The sequence below is a fragment of the Nitrosomonas halophila genome (assembly GCF_900107165.1).
GTDB classification, from domain to species: domain Bacteria; phylum Pseudomonadota; class Gammaproteobacteria; order Burkholderiales; family Nitrosomonadaceae; genus Nitrosomonas; species Nitrosomonas halophila.
This window is the reverse complement of record NZ_FNOY01000036.1, coordinates 19,650-29,633: the sequence shown is the minus strand read 5'-3', so window position 1 is coordinate 29,633 and position 9,984 is coordinate 19,650. Positions and strand designations below refer to the sequence as shown.

Genomic DNA, 9,984 nt, shown 5'->3' with positions numbered 1-9,984 from the left:
ATTTCGAACCTTTCATGGCGCAGAAATCGCATTATATCATGCACTTGGCGCGCTACCTGAACCGGATGTCGCCCACAGATTCTGCTGACGAGCCGTAATTTTTAACAAAAGGAAACTCATAATGAAAGTTGTTTACGCAATTGCTATCGTCACGGCTGTGTTGTTTTTATCTGCATGTGGACGTCCTTCGCAAGCACTTCCCGAAACCGAGAAAGAAGCTTACGAAAAAATCGTTGCCGGTGAAAAACTGGATTGCCCGCATGGCCTGGACGGAAACGGCAAATGCTTGAAAGAAGGCGATAGTGGTATCCCTGACGGACACTAAGCCATAAACGTTTCAAAAAAACCGCCGGTTAGGCGGTTTTTTTATGTGTATTCAGCGCGCTATGCGCATGCCTGTGAACGAGGTAGCCGGGATAATTGGCATCGTGCATGGGGCAAGTTGCAAGCCTGTATAAAGCTCTGTTCAGAGTGTGGTTAATGATCGGGCCGCCACTGAGAAGCTGTTTGGGAATTCCAATCTCAGATCAGATTGCTCAACGCTGTGGCAACAGTAGCGTTATTGTTGCCGAAAAGCGTCTGAATGGCCGCGGCCCGTTGGGCCTCACCATAACCGCAGTCAAGGTGTGTGCGGCGGTCATTTTTTACTGTTCCGTCTTTGCGAGCGTAGCGAAACCATCGACCCATACAAGGGTGCGCAAGCGTACCCGTTCGGCTGTCTTAAATGACGCCTGCCAGGAACAGTCTGGTTGCTGCGAGAAGTGCCGCAAGTGCGGCACTGGTGCAACCTTATTTGAGCTGCTCGTGTAACAAATTGAGGATGCGCTTGGCTGTGCCCGATTCTTCAGGTGTGCCATCCTCATTCAAGACCGTGGCTTCGCTGTTGAGGCCGACTTCGCTGATCTGGATTTGATATTTTTCCGCCTTTGTATCGTCGTCACTTTTCCAGAAGGCCAGTTTCGAGAGAATGCCTTCCCCTTGACTGGCCTTGCGGGATTCCTGATCGGGATTGATATAGCGGACAAAATAGATGCCGCTCGAGCGGTCTCTGTCTTCAACGGTGAAGCCGACCCGGTCGAGTGCCAGCCCGATGCGTCGCCATGCCCGATCGAATGCTTCTCTCACGATCAGTACACCATTTCTGGTTTTGTCCATAAACGCCCGTTCCTCAACTGCTTCGCTGCTCTCGGCGATTTCAGCGGTCGCATGTTTTTCTTCCACTCCGAAGTGCTGCATCAAGCGTGCCAACATTTCCGCTTCCAGTTCCGGGTCGGCTGGACGGGGTTGCCAGACGGTGCGGTTGATGTTGCGATCAGCCAGCACCTCTATCATGCCACGGTGGCTGATATAGATTTCCGTTCCGCCAGATTCGCTCTGTTCCAGGCGAATGCGGAATTTGTCGCGTTCGGCGGTGGAATACAGGCTATCCAGAACGAAGGATAGTGCGCTCCGGATGATATCTTGAGGGATTTTTGCCCGGTTTTCCGCCCAGTCGGTTTCCATGATGCCAATCTCCGGTGCTTCGAGCTTGAGCAGAAATCCCATATCCTGCCAGAATTCCTTGACCACCGGCCATACGGCTTGCGGTGCGTGTGGCACGACCAGCCAGCGCTGGGTGCCCGCGCGGGCGATATGAATGTCATCCTGGGCCATCGCAGACAATACCGATGATTCCGAGCGCATCCTTGGCTGCCCATCTTGCGTACCTCTGCTGTAGGCCGAGAAGGTAGCGCTGCCAGACGGACCAGAATCCGGCACAGCGAATCGGTCATCCGTTTGCGGGATGGTCAAATCGGGTGGGATTTCGAGGGGGGGGAGTTTGCCAGCAGATTTGTAGTCGATTTTTTTGCTTTCGGGCATTAAGTTGCAACCCGAGATGAGTGCCACGAGTACGAAATTTAATGCGAAAAACCTGCGTTGCCGCTTTTTGAGCATTGCCAACCCTTAAACTCTGATGCCAGCCTGTTGCATGGCTGCCTGGATTTTTTCGTGATATTGACTGGAAAGTGGCGTGAGCGGCAGGCGTATGCCGCTGCCGATCAGTCCCATTTTTGCAACCGCCCATTTGACCGGGATGGGATTCGCTTCCACGAACAGGTCGGTATGCAGTTTGAACAGCTGATTGTTAATGGCGCGGGCTTGTGCCAGATCTCCGGCAAATGCTGCGCTGCACATAGCGTGCATCAGGCTGGGCGCAACATTGGCGGTGACGGATATCACGCCATGGCAGCCCAGTAGCAGCAGGGCGAGCGAAGTGGCGTCATCGCCGCTGTACACCAGGAAATCGGGCGGTACGCGTTGCAACAAATCGCATCCACGCGCGATGTTGCCGGTCGCGTCCTTGATGCCGATGATGCCGGGCACTTGTGCCAGTCGCAATGCCGTGTCGTTTGCGATATCCGCAACCGTTCGCCCCGGTACGTTATACAGAATCATTGGCATATCGACCGCCTCGGCAATTGCCTTGAAATGCTGATACAGGCCTTCCTGGGTCGGTTTGTTATAGTAGGGCGCTACCGACAGGCAGGCATCCGCGCCGGCGTTCTTCGAAAATACGGTCAGCTCGATTGCCTCCCGTGTCGAATTGGCGCCGGTCCCGGCGATCACCGGAATACGGCCGGCCGCATGGGCAACGGCGGTGCGGATCAGCAGATGATGTTCGTCGAAATCCACGGTCGGGGATTCGCCAGTTGTGCCGACGACCACGATGCCATCGGTTTTTTGTGCAATATGAAAGTCGATCAGGGCGCAGAATCTGTCCAGATCCAATGCCCCATCTTCAAACATGGGGGTAACGATAGCCACCAGACTGCCTTTAAACATGGCGCTTGATCCAAATAAAAGTGATTATTTTACCTGAAAGGATCTGTCTTCATTCAACTTCAACCGGGATTTTCCGCAAGGGCCGGGTTGATGATGGCGGGGCGATTCACAAGACAACTGTGCCGCCCGAATGAAACCAGGATCCCGGAAATGCCAATTGGACATGTCGGCGCAAGTGGAGTTCGCGAGACAGGATGCTGAGTGCGTATCAAACCTGCTTGGAGAACTGCATGTTGCCGTCAACGTATGCCACCTGGATCGTATCCTTGGCTGCAAAATGGCCTTCCAACAGTTCTTTTGCCAGTGGATTCTCGATTTGTGCCTGGATGGCGCGTTTCAGCGGCCGCGCGCCAAATACCGGGTCGAAGCCGGCCTCGGCCAGTTTTGCCAATGCCGATTCGGTAATGACCAGCTGCATTTCCATTTGTGCCAGTCTGGCTTCCAGATAGCTCAATTGGATTTCGGCAATCGACTTGATGTGGCGCTCATCCAGTGCATGGAAGACCACGACTTCATCGATACGATTGATGAATTCCGGGCGGAAGTATGTTTTGACTTCTCCCATGACTGCCAGCTTGATGACTTGATAATCATCGCCACTCATCTGCTGAATCATCTGTGAACCCAAATTGGAAGTCATGACAATGACGGTATTCTTGAAGTCGACAGTGCGCCCCTGGCCATCCGTCATGCGGCCGTCATCCAGTACCTGCAGCAGCACATTGAAGACATCGGGATGGGCCTTCTCCACCTCGTCCAGCAAAATGACCGAATAGGGCCTTCTGCGTACTTGTTCGGTCAAATGTCCGCCTTCTTCATACCCGACATAACCGGGCGGCGCGCCAATCAGTCGCGCGACGGAATGCTTTTCCATAAATTCCGACATGTCGACCCGGATCAGATGTTCCTCGGAATCGAAAAGAAACGCAGCCAGCGCCTTGCATAATTCGGTCTTGCCGACACCGGTAGGCCCTAAAAACAGGAAGGAGCCATAAGGCCGGTTGGGATCAGCCAGCCCCGAACGCGAGCGCCGGATTGCATCCGAAACCAGCCGGACGGCTTCATCCTGCCCCACCACACGCTCATGCAGTTTGCTTTCCATTTGCAGCAACTTTTCACGCTCGCCCTGCATCATTTTGGAGACCGGAATGCCTGTCGCGCGCGATACGACTTCAGCAATTTCCTCGGCACCGACTTGTGTGCGGAACAGTTTGGGCTGGGAAATCTCGCCGCCGGCTTCGGTTTGCCGCAGTTGCTCGGCCAGTTGCGCTTCCAGCTGTGGAATACGGCCGTAGAGCAATTCCGATGCTTGCTGCAAGTCGCCCTTGCGGCGTGCGATTTCCTCTTCCCGGCGCAGCCTTTCAAGTTCTTCCTTGATCTCCTGGGAACCCTTGGCGCGGCTTTTTTCCGCTTTCAGGATCTCATCCAGATCGGCATATTCGCGCTCCAGCCTGCTGATCTCTTCTTCCAGCAGCGCCAGCCGTTTTTTTGAGGCCTCATCCTTTTCCTTCTTGATGGCCTCGCGTTCGATTTTCAGCTGGATCAGGCGGCGATCGAGCTTGTCCATGACCTCGGGTTTGGAATCCTGCTCCATGCGGATGCGCGCGGCCGCTTCATCAATCAAGTCAATCGCCTTGTCCGGCAGGAACCGGTCCGTGATGTAGCGGTGAGACAGTTCCGCCGCCGCGACAATGGCCGGATCGGTAATTTCCACGCCATGGTGCAGCTCATATCTCTCCTGCAAACCGCGCAGAATGGCAATGGTGGCTTCCACGCTGGGTTCATCGACCAATACTTTCTGGAAGCGGCGTTCCAGTGCGGCATCCTTTTCGACATATTTGCGATATTCATCCAGGGTGGTCGCGCCCACGCAATGCAATTCACCCCTGGCCAACGCAGGTTTGAGCATATTGCCGGCATCGATCGCGCCTTCCGCCTTGCCTGCGCCCACCATCGTATGCAGTTCATCGATGAACACAATCGTCCGGCCTTCTTCTTGCGCCAGTTCTTTCAGAACGGCTTTCAACCGCTCCTCGAATTCACCCCGGTATTTTGCGCCAGCCAGCAGCGCTGCCATATCCAGTGACAATACCCGCTTGTTTTTCAAGGTGTCTGGCACTTCGCCATTGACGATGCGCTGCGCCAACCCTTCCACGATTGCAGTTTTGCCTACGCCGGGTTCGCCGATCAGCACCGGGTTGTTCTTGGTGCGCCGCTGCAGAACCTGAATGGTGCGGCGGATTTCATCATCGCGCCCGATCACCGGATCGAGTTTGCCCGCGCGTGCCCGTTCGGTCAGATCAAGCGTATATTTTTTCAGGGCTTCGCGACTGCCCTCGGCTTCCGCATCCGTGACTTTTTCGCCACCGCGCACGGAATTGATCGCTTGTTCGAGTGCGGCACGTGCCGCGCCATATTGTTTCAGCAACCGGCCGGTATCTCCCTTGTCCTCGAGCGCCACCAATAAAAACATTTCCGAAGCGATATATTGATCGCCTCTTTTCTGTGCTTCCTTGTCAGCCAGATTGAGCAGGTTGCCCAGATCCCGGGAAACGTTGATTTCTCCACCGGTGCCTTCAACCTTGGGCAGGCGGCCAAGGCTTTCGGACAGCGCCTGGCGTAAAGGGTGGGCGTTGACCCCGGCGCGCTGCAGGAGCGAGACGGTGCTGCCGTCCTCTTGTTGCATGAGCGCGAGCAGCAAGTGTTGGGGCTCGATATAGGAATGATCCTGTCCCACTGCCATGCTTTGCGCATCGGCCAGAGCCTGTTGAAATTTGGTCGTGAATTTGTCAAACCGCATGCCGTCTCCTCAAGTAATGATCGGGGTTGTTTTCGTTAACTACTATATGGCGGAATAAGCAAATTTCAACCTGCTGCGGCAGTTATATTTCAGCTGGCAGGAAGCCGCATGCTGGTCACGCGATTTTGAGCATGGCCTGTGAATAGCCTTGCTCCGGTTTGGTTGCGGGTTTTGCCCCGCGCAAGCGCACCCTGCGCGGGGGCAGAAGATTCATGTTCATTGGTGTTCATTCGTGGTTCTCATGTCATGGTCAAGGCCGGTGGCGTTCATTGTTTATCCGGATAGGGATACAGTATGTTCAGGGCGATGCTTTTGCCGGCGGTTTCTACGATGCGCAAATGTTCCCGGCGCAATTCCCGTGCGTGCCGCAGGCCGCAGGAGTGGGCGATCATGTCGATTTCCCGGTTCAGATTGGTGGCGTAATTGGCCACGCGCAAATATTTTTCTTCCACCACCAGTCCGCGCTGCAGGCGCGGGTTGTGCGTGGTCACGCCTGTTGGGCAGGTGTTGAGATGGCAGCGCATGGCCTGGATGCATCCCAGGGCAAACATGAACCCTCGGGCCGAATTGACGAAATCGGCGCCAGCAGACAGTGCCCAGGCACCCTGGGCGGCCGTCACGAGCTTGCCGGCCGCGACCACGCGTATGCGTTGCTTGAGATCGGCCTCGATCAGCGCGTCGACCACGCGCGGCAGTGCCTCGGCTATCGGCAGGCTGGCATGGTCCATCAAGGTTTGTGGCGCGGCGCCTGTGCCGCCTTCGCCACCATCGATTGTGATGAAATCGGGCGCGCAGGTCAGGCCGCGGCGCAGGATGGTGTCGCATAGCTCGTTGATAAAGCGCCAGCCCCCAATTGCAACCTTGATGCCGACCGGCCGGCCGGTTAAATCTCGGATAAAGGCGATCTGGTCGAGCAATTGTTCGATATTGCCGATATCATGGTGCCGATTGGGGCTGATCGAATCCTTGTAGGGGGGGATGCTTCGGATGGCAGCAATCTCCGCATGAACCTTAGAGGCTGGCAGGACACCTCCCTTGCCGGGTTTTGCGCCCTGCGAGAGCTTGATTTCGAATGCCTTGACGAATTGGGCGATTTCTTTGGCGCGGGTGGCTGAAAAGTTGCCATGTTCGTCGCGGATACCATATTTGGCGGTGCCGATCTGCATGATGCGGTCGCATTCGCCCTCCAGATGATAGGGCGAAAGTCCGCCCTCACCGGTATTGAGCCAGCATCCTGCCCTGGCCGCGCCCAGCGACAACGCGCGCACGGCCGGTGCCGAGATGGCACCGTAGCTCATGCCGCTGATATTGATGATGGATTGTGCCTGAAAGGGATGACTGCAATAGCCTTCACCGATACTTAATTTGGGTGTGGGGAGCTGGTCTTCTTCCAGAATCGGGAAGGCGGCGTTAACGAAGATGAATGCGCCGGGTTCGCGCAGGTCATAAGTGGAGCCAAAGCCGACAATGCCGCCTTTGTTCTTGGCGTTCTTGTAGACCCAGCCACGGGTTGCGCGGTTGAATGGCAGCTCGTCGCGGTCACCGGTAAAGAAATACTGGCGGAAATACTTCCCCTGCATTTCAAAAAAATAACGCAGCCGTCCAATAATGGGATAATTACGCAGGATGGCATGCTCTTTCTGCGTGACATCCCGAATAAAGAACAAAATGATGGCGCCCACGACGATCAAGCCCAAAATGGTGCCGATACTGAAGATGAGCAGATAATTCAGACTGATAGGCATGACGTCGGGCAGTATTCTTGACAGTTAAATAAATGAGTGTGCAGCATGTTAGACATTGAAGCAATTCGCGATCAGGTTCGTCAAGCATTGAGCGAGGATATCGGATCCGGTGATTTGACAGCGACCCTGGTGCCGGACGAGGAACAATTGAGTGCGCGCGTGATGACGCGGGAAGCGATTGTGGTCTGCGGTACTGCTTGGTTCGAGGCATGTTTCCGGCAGCTTGCCAAATCGATAACAATCGATTGGCAGGTCGAGGATGGACAAACAGTCTCCGCCGGTCAGACCTTGTGTGTGCTCCAGGGCGAGGCGAAATCCCTGCTTACCGCTGAGCGGACCGCGCTTAATTTTCTGCAACTTTTATCCGCCGTGGCTACCCGCACCCGCCGCTTTGTCGAGGCGGTTGAGGGTACCGGGGTGAACATCGTCGATACCCGTAAAACCATACCGGGCTTGCGTCTCGCCCAGAAATACGCCGTCCGTTGCGGCGGCGGTGTCAATCATCGTATCGGGCTTTATGACGGGATTCTGATCAAGGAGAATCACATCATTGCCGCCGGGGGAATTGCGGCGGTGCTGCAAAAAGCCAGAGCGAGCGCGCCAGCGCATGTTTTTGTCCAGATCGAAGTGGAAACGCTGGATGAATTGGCGCTGGCCTTGCATGCGGGCGCCAGCATGATTCTGCTGGACAATTTCGATCTTGCGGGGTTGCGCGACGCGGTCGCACTCAACCAGCGCATTGCCAATAAATCCGCGTTGCTCGAGGCTTCCGGCAACATCACGCTCGAGACCGTGCGCGCGGTGGCGGAAACCGGTGTCGACCGCATTTCCATCGGCAGTCTGACCAAGGATCTGCAGGCTGTGGATTTATCCATGCGTTTTTTTGATTCGCCCGTGCCGAGAAGCTTGGGTTGATTGCCTGTCTGCCTGGCATGGCACATGCCCCACACCGAAACGGAAAACCGTTCAGAGGCATCTTAAAGTCTTGCTTCATGCGCGGCTGCGGGCCTGCTTCAGCATCAGGTGATTGGGCCTTGTCCCTGCAGCGCATACTCATATAAGGAATCCAGATTGAATCCACACGCCGCACACTCAATTTCCCCGCTTGCATTGCTCGGTTCGCTTAAAAGCCACCGGAGCCTGATACACAGCCTGATCAAACGCGAAGTGATCGGGCGTTACCAGGGGTCCATCCTGGGGTTGCTTTGGTCTTTCTTCAATCCGGTATTGATGCTGGCCATTTATACGTTTGTTTTCAGCGTGATTTTCAAGGCCCGCTGGCTGGGTGGATCGGATTCGAAGACTGAATTCGCGCTGGCGCTGTTTGCCGGACTGATGCTGTATAACTTTTTTGCCGAATGTGTGACGCGCGCGCCGGCTTTGATATTGAGCAATGTGAATTACGTCAAGAAGGTGATATTTCCCCTGGAAGTGCTGCCGGTTGTGATTCTGGGTTCGGCTTTTTTTCATTTATTGATCAGCTTGTTGGTCTGGCTGGTTTTTTACCTGGTATTTTTCGGCATTCCCCAGGCCACTTTTGGGCTGCTGTTCGTATTGTTGTTTCCCTTCATGCTGATGGTGCTGGGGCTGGGCTGGTTCCTGGCCTCGCTCGGGGTTTATTTGCGGGATGTTGCGCAAGTGATCGGATTGATCACCAGTGCCTTGATGTTCATGTCACCCATTTTCTATCCCGTGACGGCGCTCCCGGAGGATTTCCGCTGGCTGCTGCAGATCAATCCCTTGACGTTTGTGATCGAACAGGCGCGCATGGTCATGATTTGGGGGCTTGGCATGAACTGGACAAGTCTGGCGCTTTACACCTTGCTGGCCAGCATGATCGCCTGGTCTGGCTTCGCCTGGTTCCAGAAAACGCGCAAAGGGTTCGCCGACGTACTTTGAGCCGGTCTGGGCAGCATCACCCGGCAAGCGTGGCGATCACGTCCTCGTCTTCGATTTGCGGGAACGAGCGATAGAACTGCTCGACAGAGTAGAACGGGGAGGGGGTCTCCAGGCAAACGATCTCGTCGGCGTAGGGTGCGATTTTCTCCAGCGTTTCAGTCGGCGCGACCGGTACCGCACACACCAGTTTTTTAGGTTGCCTGGCCCGGGTGGCATGGAGTGCGGCAATCATGGTCGCCCCGGTCGCCAGGCCGTCATCGACTACGATCACGATGCGGTCCTTGGGGTCGACCGCCGGACGTACCGGCGTGTAGCGCGCGCGGCGCTTGCGCAGCAATTCCAGCTGGGTGGTTTTTTCGGTTTCGATATATTGGGTGGTGTCGACAATCTGATCGGCATAATCGGCCAGATAGACCCAGCCGGTTTCATCGATGGAGCCGATCGCAAATTCCGGGTTGCCAGGTGCCGGCAACTTGCGCACCAACACCACATCAAGTTCGCCATCCAGGCGGTCGGCGATAATCCTAGCCATCGGCACCGCACCCCGTGGAATGGCCAGTATCAATGGAGACTGGCCATGATAGGCATGGAGCCGCTTGGCCAGCTGAGCTGCTGCATCTGCACGATCCTGAAACATTTTGCATACTCCCGGAGATATCCAGATGTTTGCATCTTATACTGATTCACGCGGTTTACAAACTTTAATCCTGACTTGTG

At 55.4% G+C, this 9,984-nt stretch carries 9 protein-coding genes; 3 read left to right on the top strand and 6 right to left on the bottom strand.

Features of this window, described 5'->3' with window-relative positions:
• The first annotated feature begins 121 nt into the window (after nucleotides 1-121).
• Nucleotides 122-325: a hypothetical protein gene (locus BLV85_RS09165; RefSeq protein ID WP_090414492.1), complete on the top strand. Its 204-nt coding sequence runs from the start codon at nucleotides 122-124 to the stop codon at nucleotides 323-325.
• Nucleotides 326-789: 464 nt separating this feature from the next.
• On the opposite strand, the gene bamC is transcribed toward BLV85_RS09165, so the two are convergent.
• From bamC to BLV85_RS09145, 5 genes are all read right to left on the bottom strand, one after another.
• Nucleotides 790-1,860 carry an outer membrane protein assembly factor BamC gene (gene bamC / locus BLV85_RS09160; protein ID WP_245725154.1) on the bottom strand — a complete coding sequence of 357 codons (1,071 nt, stop codon included), beginning with the start codon at nucleotides 1,858-1,860 and terminating at the stop codon, nucleotides 790-792.
• An 84-nt stretch (nucleotides 1,861-1,944) separates the two neighbouring features.
• Complete coding sequence (gene dapA / locus BLV85_RS09155; protein WP_090414489.1) at nucleotides 1,945-2,823, bottom strand: 4-hydroxy-tetrahydrodipicolinate synthase; 879 nt, start codon at nucleotides 2,821-2,823, stop codon at nucleotides 1,945-1,947.
• Between the two features lie 208 nt (nucleotides 2,824-3,031).
• Nucleotides 3,032-5,623 carry an ATP-dependent chaperone ClpB gene (clpB, locus tag BLV85_RS09150; RefSeq protein ID WP_090414486.1) on the bottom strand — a complete coding sequence of 864 codons (2,592 nt, stop codon included), beginning with the start codon at nucleotides 5,621-5,623 and terminating at the stop codon, nucleotides 3,032-3,034.
• Nucleotides 5,624-5,712: 89 nt separating this feature from the next.
• Nucleotides 5,713-5,853, bottom strand: a complete 141-nt coding sequence (locus tag BLV85_RS15200; protein WP_176973989.1) for a hypothetical protein — start codon at nucleotides 5,851-5,853, stop codon at nucleotides 5,713-5,715.
• A 36-nt stretch (nucleotides 5,854-5,889) separates the two neighbouring features.
• Entirely contained in the window at nucleotides 5,890-7,368 is a 1,479-nt protein-coding gene (locus tag BLV85_RS09145) for an FMN-binding glutamate synthase family protein (RefSeq protein WP_090414484.1), read from the bottom strand.
• 45 nt (nucleotides 7,369-7,413) lie between these two features.
• Between BLV85_RS09145 and nadC the strand changes: the two genes are divergently transcribed.
• Nucleotides 7,414-8,283: a carboxylating nicotinate-nucleotide diphosphorylase gene (nadC, locus tag BLV85_RS09140; RefSeq protein ID WP_090414481.1), complete on the top strand. Its 870-nt coding sequence runs from the start codon at nucleotides 7,414-7,416 to the stop codon at nucleotides 8,281-8,283.
• A gap of 156 nt (nucleotides 8,284-8,439) precedes the next feature.
• Complete coding sequence (locus BLV85_RS09135) at nucleotides 8,440-9,267, top strand: ABC transporter permease (RefSeq protein WP_090414479.1); 828 nt, start codon at nucleotides 8,440-8,442, stop codon at nucleotides 9,265-9,267.
• A gap of 16 nt (nucleotides 9,268-9,283) precedes the next feature.
• Here the strand turns inward: BLV85_RS09135 and BLV85_RS09130 are convergent, their stop codons facing one another.
• On the bottom strand, nucleotides 9,284-9,904 hold the full coding sequence (locus BLV85_RS09130) for a phosphoribosyltransferase (RefSeq protein ID WP_090414477.1): 621 nt from the start codon (nucleotides 9,902-9,904) through the stop codon (nucleotides 9,284-9,286).
• Between the last annotated feature and the right edge of the window lie 80 nt (nucleotides 9,905-9,984).